This window comes from Orenia metallireducens (assembly GCF_003001995.1).
Lineage (GTDB): Bacteria > Bacillota > Halanaerobiia > Halobacteroidales > Halobacteroidaceae > Orenia > Orenia metallireducens_B.
In genome coordinates this window covers 36,834-59,176 of record NZ_PVNB01000025.1, presented here as the reverse complement: position 1 = coordinate 59,176, position 22,343 = coordinate 36,834, and the positions used below count along the sequence as shown (strand labels likewise).

General features: G+C 32.4%; 16 protein-coding genes. All 16 read left to right on the top strand.

Annotation, left to right across the window (positions count from 1 at the left end; genetic code table 11):
* Positions 1 to 133 precede the first annotated feature (133 nt).
* The 16 genes from BX659_RS14870 (at position 134) to BX659_RS14800 (ending at position 22,338) form a co-directional block, all read left to right on the top strand.
* Positions 134 to 649, top strand: coding sequence for a head-tail connector protein (locus BX659_RS14870; protein WP_172431953.1), 516 nt, complete (start codon positions 134 to 136; stop codon positions 647 to 649).
* A gap of 262 nt (positions 650 to 911) precedes the next feature.
* Positions 912 to 1,295, top strand: coding sequence for a phage holin family protein (locus BX659_RS14865; RefSeq protein WP_097018855.1), 384 nt, complete (start codon positions 912 to 914; stop codon positions 1,293 to 1,295).
* A gap of 195 nt (positions 1,296 to 1,490) precedes the next feature.
* Positions 1,491 to 2,009 carry an N-acetylmuramoyl-L-alanine amidase family protein gene (locus BX659_RS14860; protein ID WP_097018854.1) on the top strand — a complete coding sequence of 173 codons (519 nt, stop codon included), beginning with the start codon at positions 1,491 to 1,493 and terminating at the stop codon, positions 2,007 to 2,009.
* A 43-nt stretch (positions 2,010 to 2,052) separates the two neighbouring features.
* Positions 2,053 to 2,427 (top strand): hypothetical protein, encoded by a 375-nt coding sequence (locus BX659_RS14855; RefSeq protein ID WP_253250783.1) that lies wholly within the window; start codon positions 2,053 to 2,055, stop codon positions 2,425 to 2,427.
* A gap of 245 nt (positions 2,428 to 2,672) precedes the next feature.
* Entirely contained in the window at positions 2,673 to 3,275 is a 603-nt protein-coding gene (locus tag BX659_RS14850) for a DUF1819 family protein (protein WP_097018853.1), read from the top strand.
* Between the two features lie 47 nt (positions 3,276 to 3,322).
* Positions 3,323 to 3,904, top strand: a complete 582-nt coding sequence (locus BX659_RS14845; RefSeq protein WP_097018852.1) for a DUF1788 domain-containing protein — start codon at positions 3,323 to 3,325, stop codon at positions 3,902 to 3,904.
* Positions 3,905 to 3,947: 43 nt separating this feature from the next.
* Positions 3,948 to 7,541, top strand: coding sequence for a BREX system P-loop protein BrxC (gene brxC, locus BX659_RS14840; RefSeq protein WP_097018851.1), 3,594 nt, complete (start codon positions 3,948 to 3,950; stop codon positions 7,539 to 7,541).
* 103 nt (positions 7,542 to 7,644) lie between these two features.
* A complete protein-coding gene (pglX, locus tag BX659_RS14835; RefSeq protein WP_097018850.1) occupies positions 7,645 to 11,169 on the top strand; it encodes a BREX-1 system adenine-specific DNA-methyltransferase PglX in 3,525 nt (1,174 codons plus the stop codon).
* Positions 11,170 to 11,262: 93 nt separating this feature from the next.
* Positions 11,263 to 13,800: a BREX-1 system phosphatase PglZ type A gene (pglZ, locus tag BX659_RS14830; RefSeq protein WP_097018849.1), complete on the top strand. Its 2,538-nt coding sequence runs from the start codon at positions 11,263 to 11,265 to the stop codon at positions 13,798 to 13,800.
* Positions 13,801 to 13,827: 27 nt separating this feature from the next.
* The gene (locus tag BX659_RS14825) at positions 13,828 to 14,727 is read left to right on the top strand and encodes a DUF5655 domain-containing protein (RefSeq protein ID WP_097018848.1); all 900 of its coding nucleotides are present in this window, start codon (positions 13,828 to 13,830) and stop codon (positions 14,725 to 14,727) included.
* 178 nt (positions 14,728 to 14,905) lie between these two features.
* Positions 14,906 to 16,255, top strand: a complete 1,350-nt coding sequence (miaB, locus tag BX659_RS14820) for a tRNA (N6-isopentenyl adenosine(37)-C2)-methylthiotransferase MiaB (RefSeq protein ID WP_097018847.1) — start codon at positions 14,906 to 14,908, stop codon at positions 16,253 to 16,255.
* A 46-nt stretch (positions 16,256 to 16,301) separates the two neighbouring features.
* Positions 16,302 to 16,673 (top strand): YlbF family regulator, encoded by a 372-nt coding sequence (locus tag BX659_RS14815; RefSeq protein WP_258176150.1) that lies wholly within the window; start codon positions 16,302 to 16,304, stop codon positions 16,671 to 16,673.
* Between the two features lie 201 nt (positions 16,674 to 16,874).
* Positions 16,875 to 17,780 (top strand): DUF421 domain-containing protein, encoded by a 906-nt coding sequence (locus BX659_RS14810; RefSeq protein WP_097018845.1) that lies wholly within the window; start codon positions 16,875 to 16,877, stop codon positions 17,778 to 17,780.
* Between the two features lie 83 nt (positions 17,781 to 17,863).
* Entirely contained in the window at positions 17,864 to 17,995 is a 132-nt protein-coding gene (locus BX659_RS19490) for a hypothetical protein (RefSeq protein WP_258176149.1), read from the top strand.
* Positions 17,996 to 18,198: 203 nt separating this feature from the next.
* Positions 18,199 to 20,898, top strand: a complete 2,700-nt coding sequence (gene mutS / locus BX659_RS14805; protein ID WP_097018844.1) for a DNA mismatch repair protein MutS — start codon at positions 18,199 to 18,201, stop codon at positions 20,896 to 20,898.
* Between the two features lie 66 nt (positions 20,899 to 20,964).
* Entirely contained in the window at positions 20,965 to 22,338 is a 1,374-nt protein-coding gene (locus BX659_RS14800) for a hypothetical protein (protein ID WP_097018843.1), read from the top strand.
* The last annotated feature ends 5 nt before the right edge of the window (positions 22,339 to 22,343 follow it).

The following is a 22,343-nucleotide window of genomic DNA, read 5'->3' as shown; positions in this document are numbered from 1 at the left end:
TATAGTGGTTTAAATAAAGATGAGTTACTTAAGGAAGTTAGTGAAGAACTTTTAAAAAGAGAGATTAGTGATTTAGCTAATATCGATAAAGAAGAGTTGATTGAATTAATAAGTAAAGAGGAGATAGATTAGTATGGCTTTAGAGTTAATATCAGGTTCTGTAGTTACTCCCATAACAGTAGCTGAGGTGAAGGAACATTTACAGATTGATAATAATGATGAAGATAGTTTACTTGATTCATATATTAAAGCAGCTACTAAAGCAGTTGAAAATATAACTGGAAGGTCATTGATTACACAAAGTTGGAGGCAGTTATTTTTCAAACCTAAGCTACCATTGGTTCTACTTAAGCGACCTGTACAGGAGATTAGTGAGGCTAAGTATCTAGAGAATGGAGCAGAGGTTATCTGGGAGGTTGCTAATTATCAGTTGTTAGGTTTTAAGGTTGAGGCTGAAAATTTACCTGCTGATTATATATATGTTGAATATAAGAGTGGTTATGGAGATAATGCAGAGGATGTTCCTGAGGATATTCGGCAGGTAATTAAATTGTTGGTTGCTTATTGGTATAAGAATCGGAGTGAAATAGCAGCAGTACCAGAGGGGTTTAAAGAGTTGTTGAACAGCTATAAAACAATAATGTATTAGAGGATAGAGTATAGAGGACAGAGGATAGCGAAGGTCAAAGTCAAGAAATTTTAAGATATTAATTTATACAAATAAAAGATAAGGTAGATAACGCAGGAAAATTTAGATGATTTTAAGGATAAAGGCTCTAATGGTTTTGACTATCCTCTACCTTCAAGTCCTTTAGACTCTTCGTGATGGAAAAATACTTAAACGAATTTTTCCTATCTCCTCTATTCCTTATCCTCTGGTTTTTAAAGGGGTGATTGTTTTTGAAAGGGTATTGAATTATCTTCATTATCTTATAGGGTTAGTAGGTGGTTTTATCTGCTATGGAGTCGGTGGTTATGATAAAAGTTTAGAGGTTTTAGCATGGATGGTGATAATTGATTATATTACTGGATTGTTATCTGCTTATATGCTTAAGGAGTTGGATAGTGATATTGGTAGAGAGGGAATAGCTCGTAAAGTAGGGTTATTTTTTACTGTGGCTATAGCCCATTTGGTGGACCAGGTGTTAGGGAGCGGAGGAATGGTTAGGCAGATGGCAATTTGGTTTTATATCTCTAAGGAGGGAATTAGTGCTTTGGAGAATTTGGGCGAGGCTGGAGTGCTGATTCCTGATTCATTGAGAAAAGCCTTAAAACAACTCAGGAATAAAGAATAAGATATAATCAAATTTAAATTTAAAAGATTATTTTAGCCACGAATTAACACAGATGGAACACGAATAAAATCAAAAGATTAATTTACTATCTTAAATGATTTTTAAATAATTAATGAAGATTAGTTAGATTTATGGTGAGAAATTATTTTGAAATTTGTATTATTAATTTACTAAATGCATATAGGAGGCGGAAAAATGAAAATTATTATAGACCCGGGGCATGGAGGCAAAGATGCTGGTGCTGTTGGTGAGTTTTCTTGTGAGAAGGATATTAATTTGAAGTTGGCTAAGTTAATTGGATTTTTATTAGAATATCTGGGATATAAGGTTAAGTTAACAAGGGATAATGATTGTCTTCCAATCTGGGCTGAGAGGGTTGAGTCTAGTAAGGAAGACTTATTTATTTCTATCCACTGTAATGGTGCTCCTAATAAATCAGCTCAAGGGATTGAGACTTTTTATTATGTTGGTAGTAAGCAGGGGAGGCTATTGGCTCAATCAATTCATAGAAGTTTGGTTAAGGTGACTAATAGTGTAGATAGACTTGTTAAGGATAATAATGATTTATATGTTTTGAAGAAAACTAAGTGTCCTGCGGTGCTAGTTGAGGTGGGGTTTATAACTAATTCTTATGAAGAGAAACTGCTTAATTCAGCAGATTATCAGCTAAAGATAGCTTTGGCGGTAGTGCAAGGGATAGAGGATAAGGGATAAGGCGAATGGTTATCAATTTTACCAAAGAATATGGAGGTTTAAAATGCAAGAAATTATTCTTGAACTGGCAAGTAAATTAATAGGATGGTTATCGTTATTGAGTGTATTGATTATAGGATTGAGGAAGTGGAAACCAGGCTTAGATCCTTATCTTAGGACAGGAACTTTTATTTTGGCTGAGGTTGATGATGTGATTGATGGTATTCTATTCGAATTTTCTGGAAAGGATTCGTTGAATAGCATTAATGATTTGTTAGATAAAGTGTTAAGTGAGTTAGAGGAGGCTGGTTATAAGGTTAATAGTGAGGATGAGAAGAAGGTTGAGAATAGGTTGAAGGCTAAGGTGAAGAAGGAAGAGGGGGTGAAGTTGGAGTTTGATAAAGGAGAGTATAAGATTAAATATGGTGGTGAGTTTTGATGATGGCCTCCTGAGGACAAATCCTTGGGAGGTGTTTTTTTATTTTTTGCTCTTATTTAAAAAGTTAGAATACTGGATTTAGGAGTATAAATGGTTGATTTGCTGCAAAGTATAAAAGATATAATTAAAATATTAAAGTTGATTTAATGCTTGATATTTAAAGGATTATTGGAGGTTGTGTATAAGTTATATATTATGATAATGTGGCCATGAAATATTAAATTTAGAAGGAAGTGAAGAAATAGATGAAGAAGAAAAAGAAGTATAGCACAGGAATTAAATCTACTCCTTTTTTATATTTGGAATTAAAGAAAATTGCTAAATTAAAAGTTAGAAACTCAAATATAACAGATAAAGAAATAAGAAGACAAGCAGTGGAAGATAATATTTTTCAGGTCAATACATTAAATAGGAGAAAAACAATTTCTAGAGCCACGATTAAAAGAATTAATGTGTTAGATGATTATTTAATTGATCAATTACTAAATGGTACTCTTGATAATAGTAAACAAATAGCTTTATATTCAATTTTAAAAACTGATAGGCTTTTTTTTGAGTTTATGAAAGAAGTATATAGAGAAAAATATTTGATAAAAGATCCTTATTTACATGATAAGGATTTTAATATCTTCTTTGAGAAGAAGGCAGAACAGAGTGAAAGAGTAGCAGGATGGAAGGAATATACTTATTATAAATTAAAACAAGTTTTTATTAGGATATTGTTTGAAGCTGGTTTTATTAAAGAGCAAGATAAACGTGAGATTGTTAGGCCAATTATTAATCAAAGCTTAAAGCAACATCTCATAGATAAGAATGAAGCAGAATATCTTGAAGCAATGCTTGGGTGAAAAGTAGATAATAGATAAAGGGAAAATATAAAAAAACGGAGGTAAAGATGAGTAATATTCGTGAAAGATTAGATCAAATATTACGAAAAATAAAGGAAGATAGTTTTATAGAAGGTAGAGGTTTAGGTAATGAGATTGGGTATTATGTTTTTGATTATGAACCTAAAGATGAATTGTTGGTAAGGGAACATATAAAATTTGTTAAAGATAAAATTAACAATAGTAATTTAAAGATTAAAATAATTGAGTTTGATTTATATCAAATAATGTTAAATATATTAAAAGATAAAGGATATTTAGAAAAAACCATTAAAATGGAAAAACGAGGAGGAAGTGATCGAGTATTAAAAGGAACTAAGAGAACACTTAGATTATTGGATGATAATAATTTGCTAGTAAAGTATATTACAGAGAGAGTCAAAGGTAATCACATTGTCTTTTTAACTGGAATAGGGAAGGCATGGCCTATAATTAGATCTCATACTGTATTAAATAATCTTCATGCTGCTTTGGATGAAGTTCCTGTAGTAATGTTCTTTCCAGGTGTTTATGATGGGGCTACTTTAAAGTTGTTTGGTGAATTTAAAGACGATAATTATTATCGTGCTTTTAGGCTAGTTGAAAAATAATAAATTTATTATTAATGGGATAATAAAGAGGAGGGATAAAGAGATGAAACTTAAAGAGATGTTTAAGAAGGATATTACTCGTGATATAAAAGGGGTTATTAAAGTAGGACAGAGTGATGAAGAGAATATAAAGCAAGAGCTTGAGGAATATGTTGTAACTCATGAATTAGAAGAGTATTTTGAAAGATTTTATGATGCATATAAAAAAGGAATAGATGGTTTGACTGATAAGATGGGAGTTTGGGTTTCTGGATTTTTTGGTTCTGGTAAATCTCACTTTATTAAAATATTATCTTATTTATTGGAAAATAGAGAAATGGAAGAAAAGACAGCCATTGATTTTTTTGATGATAAAGTTAAGAATGATAAGTTATTAGAGGCTATTGAGCAGGCAGGGAAAATAGAAACGGATGTAATATTGTTTAATATTGATTCTAAGAGTGATGCTGATAGTAAATCAGAAAAAGATGCAATAGTTAAAGTATTTATGAAAGTTTTCAATGATTATTTGGGCTATTGTGGAGATATTCCATGGTTGGCTGATTTAGAAAGAACTATGGATAAAGATGGTACATATCAAGACTTTAAAGCAGAGTTTAAGGGGATTATAGGTGATGAATGGGAAGATAGAAGGCATGATTTTTATTATGAAGAAGATGCAATTATAGAGGCACTAGTTAATACTACAAAAATGAGTGAAGAAACGGCAAGGAACTGGTACTATAGTGCAGAGAATAATTATAGTTTAAGTGTAGAGAAGTTTGCCAAATTGGTGCAAGAATATATTGAAGCTAAAGGTAATAATCATCATCTAGTATTTTTAGTTGATGAAATTGGTCAATATATTGGTGACGATACTCAGTTAATGTTGAATTTGCAGACAGTAGCTGAAGATTTAGGTACATATTGTGGAGGTAAAGCTTGGGTATTAGTAACTTCACAGCAGGATATTGACTCAATAACTAAAGTACAAGGTGGAGATTTTTCAAAAATACAAGGAAGATTTGATACGAGATTAAGCTTATCTAGTGCTAATGTAGATGAGGTTATACAAAAGAGGATACTGGATAAAAAAGATGAGGTAAAGGATACTTTAAGATTACTTTATGATAATAAGAGTTCAATCTTAAAGAATTTAATTACTTTTTCTGCTGATACAGCTGAAATGAAGAATTATGTTGATGAAGATAACTTTGCTAATATTTATCCTTTTATTCCTTATCAATTTGATTTATTGCAGAAGGTTTTTGAGTCGATTAGATTACATGGTGCTTCTGGGAAGCATTTATCAGAAGGTGAGCGGTCATTACTTAGTGCTTTCCAAGAATCAGCATTGATTTATGTTGATAATGAGTTAGGTAAGCTAGTGCCTTTTTCTGCTTTTTATGAATCAATCGAGGAATTTTTAGATCCTATTGTAAGTAGAGTGATTAAGAAAGCTCAAGAGAGGGCAGAAGATGAGCACTCTAAGTTAGAAGAGCAGGATGTTGAAGTTTTAAAGGTTTTATTTATGATTAAATATATTGATGAAGTACCTGCTAATCTTGAGAATATTACTACATTAATGATCAGTGATATTGATGAAGATAAGATAGGCTTAAAAGAGGAGATAGAAGACTCATTGAAAAGATTGGTCAAAGAAACATTAATTCAAAAGAATGGGCTAGAATATATGTTTTTAACTAATGAAGAACAGGATATTAATCGGGAGATAAAGAGTACAAATATAGATCCTGATATGGTTATAGACAAGATTGGTGAATATGTATTTGAAGATATTTATCCTGATAGAAAGTATGCTTATTCTACAGAATATAATTTTCCTTTTAATAAAATTATAGATAAACAACATCGGGGGCGTCCAAATGGGGAAGTGGGTGTTAGAATAGTAACTCCATTTTGTCTTGATAGTGAAGAAGAATTGAGATTGGCGTCTTCAGCCAATAGCAATATTATTTTTAAGCTACCAGAAGGAAATTTAATGGATGAGTTAGAAGAGTCCTTAAAATTAGATAAGTACTTAAGAAAAAAAGGTGGTATGGCCAAGACTGAAGAGATAGAGAGAATTATGAGTGCCAAAAGGCGAGAATCTAATGAAAGAAATTCTAGAATTAAAGAGATATTGATTCAAGATTTAGGTGAAGCAGAGATCTATGTGATGAGTGAAAGATTAGAAATTAAATCTAGTGATCCAGTCAAGAGAATTAATGAAGCCTTTAAATTTTTGATTGAAACTATATATAAGAAGCTAAATTATATTGAAGAGTTTACAAAAGATAAGAGCCAGTTGTTAAAGAAAATTAATAGTGGTGATAAGCAACTTAACTTTGATGAACAGATAGCTAATCATTTAGCTATTGATGAGGTAAGAAGATATATTAGTAGAAGAAGTGAAAGAAATCTTAAGACAAGCTTAAAGAAGGTAATGGAAGATTTCATGAGTGTACCCTATGGTTGGAAAGAGTTAGATATTGCTGCAGTAGTAGTTGAATTGTTTAAGGCTCAAGAGATTAAGTTGCAGTATAAAGGTGAAAATATAGAGAAGGACAATAGAAGATTAATTGATTATTTAACTCGAAATAATTATATGGAAGGTTTAATAATCACCAAAAGAATCAAAGTAGAACAAAGATTAATTAATTTGGCCAGAAATTTAGCCAGAGATCTTTTTGCCAAGACAGCATTTCCGAGTGATGAAGATGGATTGATGGAAGCTATTAAAGAAGAAATGAGAGTTGAGATAGAAGCTAGAGATACTGGAATTAATGATTTATTAAATATTTATTCTAAAAATCAAGATAAAGATTATCCAGGAGAAGATATCTTAAAAAGAGGCAAAAGAACTATGGAGACTATTCTAGAAATCCGAGATGCTTTTGAGTTCTATAGTGCTTTGGCTGAGAATGAAGATGAATTATTAGATTATGAAGAGGATGCAGAGTTGGTTAAAAACTTCTTAATTGGAGATCAGAAGAAATACTATGATAAGGCCTGGGATACAATAGAGATTTATAAAGATAATCAGTCATATGTATTAGAAAAAGATATAATTGATTTAATAGAAGAATTACAGAATATATTAGCAATGGAAGAACCTTATTCTGAGATTTATAGAATACCAGAGTTACGAAATAAATTTAATGATAAGTTTGCTGAGTTATTAGATGAAGAGAGTAAGCCTGTTAAGAAGGTAATCAAGCATAATTATCAGATAGTTAAAGATGAGTTGGCTGAAAAAGAGTTGCCAGAGGACTTTGAAGAGAAGATTAAGAGAGGATTTGTTAGTCTATTAGATAGGTTGGATAGGGCTAATAATCTGTATCAGGTAATTGCAATGAAGGAAGAGAGTGACCGTTTAAAGATACGTTCTATTGAGGATATTAGGAAGAAAGTCAGAGAATTAGAGCTTAAATATAAGCAAGAGGAAGAGAAGAATAAAGGTAATAAGAGTTCTGTCGAGGAAACTCCAGAAAAGGATGATTATAAGGTTAAAGAGACAGAAGTAATTAGTTTGGCATATATTTTACATGGGGCACAGATTATTGAAGATGAAGGTGATATTGAAGAGGTGCTTGATGTAATCAGAAAGAAATTACAGAGGGAACTTGATGAAGATAAACGAATCAAACTAGTTTAGATAATAGATAGAGTTTATTTTTTATTTAACAGTAGGCTATAGGTTATAATATCTATAATCTAATACCATACTCTATTAATCTGCACTTAAAGGGGTGTTATGTTTGAATAAGACGGCGATTAAGAATTTTGCAATTGATGCTAGAAATACACTAATTGAACAGGTAAAACAGAAAGCATATCAGATTGGGATTAGTAAAGATGGAATTAAAGATGGTGAAGATAGAGGTGAAGGTTATTTAGCTTTTAAGTTTGCTAATAGGGTTTTAACTCCTAAAGAGGTTGGAGAGAGAGAAGAGTTAATTAAAGAGATAAAGAATAAAGGTTATGAGCAGGTAATGGAAGAGGTGGCTTATACTTGGTTTAATCGTTTTGTGGCTCTACGTTATATGGAAGTTAATAATTATCTGCCAACAGGGGTTAGGGTCTTATCTTCAATAGAAGGTAGTAAGGCAGAACCAGATATTATTCGGGAGGCATTACACCTGGGATTGGATATTGATAAGGAGAAGGTCTATCAGTATCAGGATGAGAACAAAACTGATGAGCTATATAAGTATTTATTAATTGAGCAATGTAATGAGTTAAATCAGATTATGCCTTTTATCTTTGAAAAGATTGCGGATTATACTGAAATACTATTACCAGATAATTTATTAGCTGAAAAGTCGGTGATTACTAAGCTGGTAAATGAGGTCGAAGAGGAAGATTGGCAAGAGGGAGTAGAGATAATTGGGTGGTTGTATCAGTTCTATATCTCTGAAAAGAAGGATGAGGTTTTCGCTAGTAAGAAGAAGATAAAGAAGGAAGAGATACCAGCGGCTACTCAGTTATTTACTCCTAAGTGGATAGTTAAGTATATGGTTGAGAATTCCTTGGGTAAACTATGGTTAGAATCGGGCAATTTAAGTGATAGTCTAAAAGAGAAGTTAAAAGAAGAATGGGAGTATTATCTAGAAGAAGCAGAACAGGAGCCAGAGGTGGCAGAAGAATTAGAGAAGATTAGAGTTAATGATATTCGACCAGAAGAGATTAAGGTCTTAGACCCTGCTTGTGGTAGTGGGCATATTTTGGTATATGCTTTTGATGTATTATATGAAATATATCAATCAGTAGGCTACTCTAGTCGAGATATACCAAAATTGATTTTAGAGAATAATCTTTATGGATTGGATATAGATAATCGAGCAGCACAATTGGCTTACTTTGCAGTAATGATGAAGGCTAGAGAGAAGAATCGTCGTATTTTTAGGAAACCAATAGAGTTGAATATTACGGCAATTCAAGAGAGTAATAGTATCGGTGAAGCGGAATTAAAGATAATTAAAGATAGTGGAGCTGAGAATATTTCTTACTTAATTGATATTTTTGAGGATGCTAAAGACTATGGTTCTATTCTAGAGGTAGAGGCGATTAATGAAGAAGCTATGGAAGCAGAGTTAGAAATATTAAAAGATAAGTTAGGATTATTTTATGATAGAGTTGAAGATATATTATTGGCTTTAATTAAACAGGCTCAGATAATGGGACAGAAATACGAGATAGTATGTACTAACCCCCCTTATATGGGCAGTAGAAATATGAATAGTAAACTAAAGAAATACCTGAAGAAAAATTTCGAAAATAGTAAAAGAGATTTATTTTCAGTATTTATAGAGAAATGCATAGATTATAGTATTGAAAAATATTATATAGCAATGATTACTCAACATTCTTGGATGTTTCTGTCTAGTTTTGAAAAATTGAGAAAACAATTACTTACTAATATTACTATTGAATCAATGGTACACTTAGGACCAAAAACTTTTGAAGAGATAGGTGGAGAAGTAGTTCAATCCACTTCCTTTATAATGGTAAATAATTTAAATGCTAAGTATAATGGAACTTACTTAAGGTTGACAGATTATAATAATCCAAAAGAGAAGAAGAAACAATATTTTGATATTAATAATAAAAATACAACAAAGTATAGTAACTTTCATGAAATTCCTAGTTCGCCTATAGCTTATTGGATATCAGATACTGTAATCGAGATATTCAAACAAAGCCAAAAGTTAGATGATATAGCTAGAGTTCAGGTAGGTTTGCAGACTTCAAATAATAATTATTTTTTAAAGTTATGGCATGAGGTAAAAATACATAGTATTGGATTTAATTTTAGCAATTCTGAAGAAGCTAAAAAAAGTGGATTGAAGTGGTTTCCTTATCATAAAGGTGGTACATATAGAAAATGGTATGGGAATCAAGAATATATCGTAAATTGGCAAAATGATGGCAAAGAAATAAAGGAATTCGTAAAAAACAAATATCCTTATTTGAATGGTAATGCTGATTATGTTGTTAAAGATAGAGGAAATTATTTTAAAGAAGGTATAACTTGGAGTAACATATCAAGTAAATTTTCTACTAGATATTCTTCTAAAGGATTTATGTTTGACCAAAAAGGATCTATGTGCTTTCCGTTTAAAGAAGATATTTATACTTTAAATGGATTTCTAAATTCTAAAGTAGCAAATCATTTTTTAAATGTGTTATCTGCTACATTAGATTATAATAAAGGAGATATAATACAGCTTCCATATGAAAAGAAAGTAGTTGATGATAATCAGATTCTAAAAGAGAAAACGGATAGCCTAGTCCAACAAAACATCGAAATCTCCAAGATCGACTGGGACTCTTTCGAAATATCATGGGACTTCAAGCGACACCCATTATTAACTCACAAAGACAATGCACAAACAATCGAAGAAGCCTTCAATAACTGGTCAGACTTTGCAGAAGAACAATTCTATCAACTTAAAGCTAATGAAGAAGAGTTAAACCGAATCTTCATTGATATCTATGGATTAGAAGATGAGCTTAGCCCAGAAGTTGAGGAGAAGGATGTTACAGTTAGAAAAGCAGATAGAGAACGGGATATTAAGAGCTTTATCTCTTATGCAGTTGGTTGTATGCTAGGGCGTTATTCATTAGATATAGAGGGACTAGCTTATGCAGGAGGAGAATTTGATGCAAGTAAGTATCAGATATTCTCTGTTGATGAAGATGGAATTATCCCAATTACTAAGGATGAATACTTTGATGATGATATAGTAGCTAAATTTGTCGAGTTTGTTAAGGTTACCTTTGGCGAAGAGAATCTAGAAGAAAATTTAAACTTTATTGCTGATACTTTGAGTAAGCGTAATAGTAACTCTCGAGAAACTTTGAGAACCTATTTTATTACTAAATCTAAATTCTATCATGACCATACGAGAAGATATAATAAATGTCCAATTTATTGGTTATTCCAGAGTGACAGTCGAGGTAAAGCCTTTAATGTTTTAATTTATATGCATCGTTATGATAAAGGAATGGTATCTAAGATTAGAATAGATTATCTCCATAAGTTACAGAAAAAATTAGAAGCAGAAAAGCAACGGCTAGAAGGAATTATTGATTCCGAGATGTCTAGTCGAGAGAAGAGTAAGGCTAAAAATAAGTTAAGTGAAATCGATAGTGATTTACAGGAGTTATTAGAGTATGACCAAGAATTAAATCATGTAGCTAATCAGCAGATTGAAATTGATTTGGATGATGGGGTTAAGGAGAATTATCCGAAGTTTAAGAAGTTATTAGCAAAAATTTAAAGATAAGATAAGAGATAATAGTGTAGTTTTTACTATCTATTATCTTTTATCTATAAACTATTATCTGGTTTTAATATAAGGATGGGTGAGGTTATGGAGTTAGATAAAATTGAAAAAACATTAGAAGAAAAATTTACAAGAGAGCTTAGTGATGCTAAGAAACGGCATATTATTTTTTGGTATGATGAAAATAAAGAATTTGCTGAAGATATAGAAGAACTGAACTTAAATAATGCTAAACTATGGAAGTTAACAGGAAATAATAATTTCGAAACAAAGTATCAACTAGAGGTTGTAGACCAAGAATCTAATTATCTAATCTATTCTGATAAGCCAGAACCTGTTAAACGGGAGAATTGGTTATTGGATATTCAGAAGTATTCTGATATTTTCACTGCAAACCGCACTACTTTGATTATGCAGGAGTTTGGTTTAGAAGATTATTCTTTGAGATATGTTTTCAATAAATATGAGAAGTTTTTTGATAATAAAAAGCGTCGTGAGCGATTAAAGAAGTACAAGCTTAATGATTATCGAGAAGAGAACTTTGATATAGCAATTATATCTGCATTATCTATGTTAAGGATGCCTAGTTTGGAGAATGCAGTTAAGAAGATATTAATGAAAGGGCTTAATGAAGAAGATAATAGATATTTTGTAGATATCAAAAAATTTGGGGATGAGGATAGTTTTTGGAGACTGATAGAAGATAATTATGGTTACATAGCTCAAGATAAGAGTCTTAAAGGATTAATGAGATTTCTTATTACTACTAATTTGCATCATAATTTGAAAGAGTCTTTTCCTAAAGAGTGGGAAGGATACGTAGCAGAAAGGGAGAATAATTGCATAGTCTTTCTTGATCACTGGATGAGTCATAGTAATCATGCTAAAAGTTATGGTAATTTATCTAGGGAGATTGCCCAAGAGATTAATCTTAAGGAATATATCTTTAATTGGAAGGTAGATAATTATTTAGATTGTGATAGTTTTGAAGATTTTGATTTAGCTATTATTGATAGATTGAAGGCTAATTTATTAGATGATTTAGATGAATTTGATAGGTATCAGGAGATTATTATTGCTAGAAGGACTAAACATTGGTATGAAAAGTTTGAGGAAGTGTATGAAGCTATCTATCAAGTAATAGAACTATTTAAGTATCAGAAGAAGTATAATAAAATCATTAGACAAGAAAAATCTTATGATTTCTTTAATACCTATTTAGAAGAGTATTATTTAATTGATAAAGCATATCGTAAATTTTATTTGGCTTATGATCAAATAGAAGATAAGGAATTAATTATAGAGTTAAAGGATAGGGTTGAAAACCTATATACTAACTGGTACTTACAAGAATTATCTACAAAATGGTCTAATATGATTGAAGAAGAATTGATAGATAATTGGCAGATTGCTGGAATCAAACAGCAGAAAGATTTCTATAGAGAGTTTATTAAAGAAACTGTAGAAGATGGGGAACGGGTTTATGTGGTTATCTCTGATGCTTTACGATATGAAGCTGCAGCAGAGTTCAGTCAATTACTTAATGCAGAAGTAAAGGGAGCAACGGAGCTTTATGCTATGCAAGGGACCCTTCCTTCTTATACAAAGTTAGGGATGGCTAGTCTGCTGCCCCATCAAAAGCTTGATATCAATGGTAAGGGTGATGTTATTGTAGATGGTATAAATTCTCAAGGACTGAAGAATAGAGAGAAAATATTAAAAGTAACTGAAGAAGAATCTGTAGCTTTAAGATATGAAGATATAGTTCAGATGAGTAGAAGTGATTTACGAGATGTAGTCAAGGGAACAAAGCTAGTTTATATTTATCATAATAAAATTGATGCTAAAGGAGATCATGCTGCAACAGAGCTAGAGGTTTTTGAAGCCATAGAAGAGAGTTATGAAGAGTTAGATTTGATTGTAAGAACTTTAAAGCATGGTTTGAGTGCAGCTAATATTTATATTACTGCCGATCATGGTTTTATTTATCGACGTAGACCATTAGAAGAGAGTGACAAGACAGATAGTGTGAAAATTGATGCTATAGAAGAAAAACGAAGATTTATAATTAGCAAAGATAAGGCCAATATAGAAGGAACTTTAAAAGTTAATTTAGATTATATTTTTGGAGATAAGAGTGGATTAACTGCTATTGTGCCACGGGGGGTTAATCGATTTAAAAAACAGGGGGCTGGTCAGAATTATGTTCATGGAGGAGCTTCATTACAGGAAATAGCTATTCCAGTAATTAAGTTTAAGAATGATAGAAGTCAAAATAGTGAAAATGAAGTGAGGAAAGTAGATATTAGGCTAACTAGTATTTCTAAAAAGATTACTAATAATATATTTTATCTTAACTTTTTTCAAAGTGAAAAGATTAAGGATAAATTAATTCCAAGGCGAGTAAGGTTGTACTTTGAAGATGAGTCGGGTAATAGAATTTCTAATGAAAATATTATTATTGCTGATAGTAATTCTGAAAGTTCTAAAGAGAGAAGCTTTAAAGAAAAGTTTACTTTGCAAGATTTAGATTATCAAAGAGATAAGGATTATTATTTGGTGTTAGTGGATGAAGAAGATAATCAAGTATATGAGAAGATTAATTTTAGAATAAGTTTGTTGTAGCATAAAATTAAAGAGAAGGTGTTTACCATGTCTTTCAACATATATAAAATCCAAGAAGGTCAAGCCACACAACTCAAACGCGCAACTGTTAGTTTAGAAAAAGAGCTCCAAAACTTAATAGAAGCCAATTTAGAAGAGATATTCGGGATTGAATTTTTAGCCAGTGAATTTTCAACTGGAGAACGACATGGAGTAAGAATGGATACTCTAGGAATAGATGAAAATAACTCACCAGTAATCTTAGAATATAAGCGTAATAAAAGTCAAAATATTATCAATCAAGCTTTATTTTATCTAGACTGGCTAATGGATCATCAAGGAGACTTTGAATTACTTGTTAGAGATAAGCTAGGTAAGAAGATAGAGATTGATTGGTCTTCACCACGAGTATTATGTATTGCTGAAACGTTTAATAAATATGATACCTATGCTGTAGCTCAGATGGGAAGACCAATTGAACTAATTCAATATCAGCTTTTTGAAGAGGATTTATTAAATATTAATATATTAACCTCTAATGAAGAAGTGGATTATTCAGCACCGAAAAAATCAACTGAAGAGAGAATAGAAAAGAGTTATTGTTTAGATGATCATAAGGCAAAAGGAACTGAATTAACTATTGATCTATTTGAAGAACTTCAGGAATTTATCTTACTTTTGGGTGATGATATAACAGTAAGTTACCGGAAGTTTTATATAGCATATAGGACTATTAGAAATTTTGCCTGCTTGGAAATACATAAGAAGCATTTATTAATTTATTTATCCCTAAATCCTATTGAAGTTGATTTAGCTGACGAGCGATTAAGGGATGTCAGTGATATTGGCCATTACGGAACTGGAAATTTAGAAGTTAGAGTAGAGAGTGTAGAAGATATTGATGTGGCTAGGGATTTGATTGAGAAATCTTATCGATTTATTTTGTAATCAAATTTGGCTTAGTAAGCTATTAATTTAAGGCTAGTAACTAACTTTAGTAAGTAGTTATTTTATGATAATATCAATTATTTTTTCTATTTATCACTTTTAAATAAAAGGTTTTATGTTATAATATATAATGTTATAGTCTACGAACTGAGATGTATTATCAAAAGGAGGAATAAATATGACACTACTTAAAGATAAAAAGGAGCATAGAGGTTTCTATCTAACTGTAACCTACGGTTGTCAGATGAATGAGCATGATTCAGAAAAGTTGGCAGGCGTATTAGAAGGTGAAGGTTATCATCCAACTGAAGAATTAACAGAAGCTGATATTATCATTTTAAATACATGCTGTGTCCGTGAGAATGCTGAATTGAAGGTTTATGGTAAGGTAGGACAACTAAAGAGACTAAAGGAGAAGAATCCTGACTTAATCATCGGAATCTGTGGATGTATGATGCAACAAGAAGAGGTAGTTAATGAGATTAAGGCGAAGTATCGCCATGTAGATATAGTTTTTGGTACTCATAATATTCACCATTTTCCAAAGCTGTTAAAGCAGGCTAAAGAGCAGAAGAATCCATTGGTACAAGTCTGGGATGAAAATACAGAACTAATTCCAGATATGCCAGTCCAACGGACTGATGACCATAGAGCTTGGGTTACTACTATCTATGGATGTAATAACTTCTGTACTTATTGTATTGTGCCCTATGTTAGGGGAAGAGAGAAGAGCCGTCCAGTTGAAGATATAGTTAGAGAGGTAGAAGAGTTGGCAGCTGATGGGGTTAAAGAGGTTACTTTACTTGGTCAAAATGTAAACTCTTATGGTAATGATTTTGAAGACAAGACTGATTTTACTGATCTATTAACAGCTCTTAATGAAGTTGAAGGTCTAGCTAGAATTAGATTTATGACTGCTCATCCAAAAGATTGTAGTGATAGATTGATTGAAGCTGTAGCTAATTTGGATAAGGTCTGTGATCACTTCCACTTACCAGTACAAGCAGGAAGCAATAAGGTACTTAAGGCTATGAATAGAAATTATACCCGTGAGGAATATATTGATTTGATTGAACGAGTGAGAGCTAAAAATCCTAATGCTTCTATTAGTACTGATGTAATCGTTGGCTTTCCAGGTGAGAGTGAAGAAGACTTCCAAGCTACTTTAGATTTATTTGAGAAGGTAGAGTATGATATGGCATATAGCTTTATGTACTCTAAGCGAACAGGTACTCCTGCTGCTAAGATGGAAGAGCAGGTGCCTGATGATGTTAAAAATGATAGATTACAGAGATTAATAGATTTACAAAGTAGTATCAGTATGAAGAATAATCAACCTTATTTAAATCAAACAGTAGAGGTCTTAGTTGAAGGAGAGAGTAAGAATAATCCTGAAACCTTAACAGGTAGAACTACTACCAATAAGATAGTTATCTTTGAAGGTGACACTAATTTGACAGGGCAGTTAGTTAATGTTAAAATAAACAAAGTACAGAGTTGGACTTTGTATGGTACAATAGTCGATTAATCTCTGTTGCAAATAATCAAAAGGGATGTGTAGTTTTATGTCAATTATGAACAAAGCTAAAGATTTGGGAGATGCACTTGTAGAATCTAGTGAATATAAGGAGCTATTGGTAGCTCAAGATACGATGCAAGCTAATGAAGAAGCTCAAGGAATCTTACAAGAGTTTCAACAGAAGCAACAAATGGTACAGATGATGACAATGAATGGTCAAGAAGCAACTGATGAAGTAAGAAAAGAGTTAGAAGCATTACAAACTAAAATGCAAGAGAATGAAGATATTAAAAGCTTTATGAAAGCTCAAAATAAATTTAACCAAGTTATGCAGACTGTTAATCAAGTTATCTCTGCTGCTTTAGCTGGAGAAGAAGAGGGCGGTTGCGGTTCTCATGCTGGTGGATGCAGCGGCGGTTGTTGTTAATAACTATATACTTAATAAAGCTCTAGACTTTTAAAAGTCTAGAGCTTTATTTTTTTGTATAGTTGTTAGCATATCTATAATATCTAGTGTTGGTATAGTATAGAACTTGGGATAATAAAAAATAACAATTAAGAACAGTCTAAATGTATAAAAGTTTTTAGTCGTTACCCGTCACTTATTATTATTTTAAGGTGGTAGATTATGTTTCAGATTATCAGTAAGATCTTTGTAATGTTTCTGTTGACTATCAGTTTAATGCGTCTAATGGGCAAATCTAGTATAGTCCAATTGACCCCTTATGATCTGGTAGCAATTATTATTTTAGGTACGGTGGTGGCAGAACCTTTAATCAGTACAGAGTTTATGCCAACAGTTATTAGAGCAGCTATTTTAGTTCTGTTTTATATTATCTTTGCTAAGCTATCTTTAAATCAAATCATGAATAGATTCTTATTAGGTGAGCCCAGTATTTTGATTAAGGATGGTCAGATTATAGAGCAGAATTTAGAGAAGGAGCACCTTTCTTTGATGCAACTACTATCAATTTTAAGAACAGCAGGGTATTCTAAATTGACAGAGATAGACTTTGCTGTACTGGAACCAACGGGATCTGTTAGTGTGATTCCTATTCCTTCAGCTCGCCCTGTTACCTTAGCAGATTTAGATATTGAGCGAGAGTATGAAGGAATTCCCATGGCAGTGATTATTGATGGAATCGTTCAAAAAGGGAATCTTAAGCTTGTTGATAGAAGTGAAGAGTGGCTATTAGAGAAGCTAAAGCAGAAGGGAATTGATAATAGTAAAGATATATTTTATGCCTTTGTTGAGGACAAGAGTGATAAGCTATATTTAAGTTTAAGGGACTCTGCTGATATTAAACTAAGGGAAGAAATAAAAGTAAAAAATAAAGACGCAGTAGATGATTCTAAATTTTCAGAGAAGAATAAGGAACTATACTTAATTAGAGATGGGAGATTACAATTAAAAGAGCTGGCTGTTATGGGAATTGATAAATCAGAGCTATTAAGTTGTCTAGGAGTCAGTAATTTTGATGATATTGAGGAAGTCAAAATCAAACAGAGAAGAAAGGTAAAAGAAAAAAATTAAAAATATTTTGATAATAGGAATGTTAAAGATAAATTGGAATAAACTTATTAATAAAGGACTCATTAGGAGGGGTAGATTCAATTATGACCCATTGTAAAGAGTGTGGAGATGAGTTGGTTAATGTTTACTTTGGTGATGATGGTCGTTCAAAAGATGTACAACATAAGAGATGTATAAATTGTAATGATGTAATTATAACTAAAAAGGAGAGTTAAAAAGTAGCTATTTAGCTACTTTTTGTTATTTTGCACTATTATATTTTTTGTTTTTATCCTTTTTTAATTTCAGACTTAGTCTTAGGCTTAAAGAGAGCAGTATACTTTATTATAAGGTAGCTTTATGTTATAATAGTAATTTGTAGATAGATTAAAACATTAACTTCAATAATATAGAGAAAGCTTTAGGAGGTATTATATACATGGCTAAAGTAACGCCAATGATGCAACAATATCTTTCTATCAAAAAGGAGTATCAGGATACAATACTCTTCTTTAGATTAGGAGATTTCTATGAGATGTTCAATGATGATGCCAAAACTGTAGCTAGGGAGCTAGAGTTAACCTTAACGGCTAGAAACAAAGGTAAGGGAGATGAGGTACCGATGGCTGGAGTTCCTTATCATTCGGCAGAGTCCTATATTGCTAAGTTAATTGAAAAGGGCTATCGGGTAGCAATCTGTGAACAGGTTGAGGATGCCAGCCAAGCCAGTGGTTTAGTAAAGAGGGAAGTAGTCAGAGTGATTACTCCAGGAACGGTAGTAAATAATAATATTTTGGAGGAGAAGAACAATAATTATTTAGCGGCTATTGTTGGTTCTGATCAAGGCTATGGATTCTCCTTGGTAGATGTCTCTACAGGGGAGTTTGCAGTGACTCAATTAGATGGAGCAGAGGCTGCTAATAAGGTAATTGATGAGTTATCAAGGATTAATCCTGCTGAAATTTTAGTGGATGATCAGGTTCGCTCTTCTAAGCCGATTATGAGCTTTATGAAAAGTCAAATTAATCCAATTACTACTAATATCCAAGAGAGTTTCAGTTATGACAGGGCTTATGAATTATTAACAGACCATTTTGAGACAATTACTTTAGAGGGCTTTGGTTGTGAAGATCAACCTCTAGCCATTAAAGCAGCAGGAGCAGTCTTGGATTTCTTAATTGAGACCCAAAAGAGGAGTCTTAAGCATATTAATCGGCTCTCTACATACTCTACTATAGATTATATGGTCTTAGATGCCAATACGCGTCGTAATTTAGAGTTGGTTAAAACTATGCGTGATAAGAGTAAGAAAGGAAGCTTATTATGGGTTATCGATCAGACAGTAACTTCAATGGGGGGCAGAAGGTTAAGGCGTTGGATTGAACAACCTTTACTTGATGTTAAGGAGATTAATTGCCGTTTAGATGGGGTTGAAGAGATTAGCAAGAATATATTATTAAAAGAAGAGCTAAGGGAGTTATTAAATCAGGTCTATGATATTGAGCGGTTGATGGGTAAGGTGATTTATGGTTCTGCCAATGCTAGAGACTTAATTGCTTTAAAGAGCTCTTTGGAGATACTACCTGAGGTTAAGGGTTCATTATCAGAATTTGAAAGTAGTATGTTAGAGGAATTACAGCAAGATTTAGATAAATTAGCAGATGTAACAGAGTTGATTGCAAGCTCTATTCAAGATGAGCCTCCTACAACTATTACTGAAGGTGGGATCATCAAAGAGGGTTATGATGAACAGCTAGATGAATACTTAGATGCTAAGAAGAATGGCAAGAATTGGATTGTTGAACTCCAACAACGGGAACGGAAAAGAACTGGGATTAGCTCATTAAAGGTAGGACATAACAAAGTACATGGCTATTACATAGAGGTAACTAAGGCCAATCTAGATGCAGTTCCTGAGGATTATGTTAGAAAACAGACCTTAAGTAATAGTGAACGCTATATTACCCCTGAACTTAAAGAGAAAGAGTCGATTATCTTAGGGGCAGAAGAGAAGAGTATGGATTTAGAGTATCAGTTATTTATCTATATTAGAGATAGAATTGCTGCTGAGACTGATCGGATTCAGAAGTCGGCTAATATCTTAGCTAAGCTAGATGCTTTAATCTCATTAGCAGAGGTAGCTTTAAATAATAATTATGTCAGACCCAAGGTCAATCAAGGTGAGATAATAGATATTAAGTCAGGTCGCCATCCAGTGGTAGAGGCGATGCTTGATACAGAGGTCTTTGTTCCAAATGATACTTATCTAGACCAAGGTGATGAGCGCTTTTCAATTATTACTGGGCCGAATATGTCAGGAAAGTCTACTTATATGCGCCAAGTTGCTTTGATTACTTTATTAGCTCAGATGGGAAGCTTTGTCCCAGCAGAATCTGCTGAGATTGGAATTGTTGATAGAATCTTTACTAGAGTTGGAGCCTCTGATGATCTGACTACAGGACAGAGTACCTTTATGGTAGAGATGAATGAGGTGGCTAATATCTTAAATAATGCTACTAACAAGAGTCTAATTATCTTAGATGAGGTTGGCCGTGGGACAAGTACTTATGATGGTTTGAGTATTGCTTGGGCAGTAATTGAGTATATCAGTGACACTGATAAGATTGGTGCTAAAAGCCTCTTTGCTACCCATTATCATGAGTTGACAGAATTAGAGGATAGGTTGGCAGGAATCAAGAACTATAATGTAGCAGTACAAGAAGAAGGGGAGGATGTAGTCTTTTTACGTAAGATCATTCCAGGTGGAGCAGACCAGAGCTATGGAATAGAAGTAGCCAAGAGAGCAGGCATTCCTAACCTAGTAATCGATCGTTCTAAGGAGATTTTGGCTCAATTAGAGGAGCAAGAAGAAAAGACTATCGAGGTAACTACTAAAGATAAAAATAATAAAGAAGAGATAATAGATAATAAGGAAAATTTAAAAGAAGAACAGTTGCAGCACTACACTTTAAAAGAGAGCTCAGCTACTTCTACTCAAATGGCTTTATTTAATACTAAAGAGAGTGAAGTTTTAGAGCAACTGAGTCAATTAGATATAATGTCCTTAAATCCATTAGAAGCAATGAACCAACTATACCAATTACAGCAGAAAGCTAAAGAAGAAATAAAAGAGCAGTAACGAGTGATAAATAAAAGTAAGATCAATGATTTTAAAATTAAATAAATAATAAGGAGATTGTTGATTATGAAAAAAAGAATAATATTTTTATTTAGCATTGTAATTTTGGTGAGTTTGTCTACTATTGTAATGGCAGAGGATTCTAAAGAGAAGACTGCAGATGAGCAGAAGGTTCAATTAGAGTTGCCTTTAGTTGATGCTCCTTTTAATTATCAAGATGGATTTTATCTGCCAAGTATGAATCAATCTCTAAAAATTACTAAAGACTACTTTAAATTAGGCTTAATGTTATTGGATAAGACAATGGATAAATTGAATTTAAAAGGAAATTCTTCTGATCAAGTATTTTGGAGGGGGATGTCTTATATACTTTTTGCAGTTGAATCCTCTAGACTGCCTGGTGCTGATGGGTGGTTACATGAAGAGTACCATCGAGCAGTGCTGAAAAATAAAGGGATCGATAGCTATAATGGTATTTATGATCTTAAGGGAGGCGAATTTACCTCTGTAAGTGAGATAGATGATCAAGAATTGGCTCAAATGAAGGCTGAGAGCAACCCTGATTTTGTACGCTTAGCTGCTGCAGGTTATGAAGCTCAAACGGAATTAGTTCTTTCTTTGGAAAAGGAGAAGTTCTTTTATAACCCTAGGTATAGCAATGGTTATCGCTTGACTTATTGGATGGATTTATTTAATAATTATGATTATTTAAATGCTTGTACTGATGAAAGTACCGATGAGGATGTCGAGGAGATGATTGAAGAAGAAGGAGCTGATATGAGCAAGAAAGATTTTACAGGCTTAGATTTTACAGCCTGGGTACATGATCTATTTAATCCTGATGTAGATTATAATCAAGATAGAGGCTATCGCCAGAACGGTGGGGGAATAGATAGATATATTAGAGTAAGTGAGCTAAGTTCAGAAGAGATGGATTACTTAAATAAACAGAGACGCTTAGCTATGCTTAATGCTTTAGACCCGATGTTATTTGGAATTGATGAATTTAGGCTCAATGAGAACTTAGCTTTTAATGTAAATGTAAGGCATTACTTAACCTCTTTTGGTAGCAGTGTCAATTTAAACTTTTATCTAAAAAAGGATGATTTAAAGCTATTTATGTCTTTATTAAATCAATCCAACTATAAAAATTATTTTCCAGGTATAGATTTACAGTTAATAGATTATCCGATAACTTTCAAAGATAAGAAGATAAAATTAACACCAAGGTTAATGCTATGGAGTCAGCCTAAAGATCAAAAATTTAAGACTAGTCAGGGAGAATTTGGAGCTTTATTGTCAGTTAAGTTAAGTACAGTTATTAATGATAAGTGGGGCTGGAATTTAAAGGTTGCAGGAAAAACCGATGGCTGGGTAGCTAGTAATGTTTACTTAGATCAGAATATTTCCTTACAAACAGGGCTTACTTATAGCTTCTGATTTTG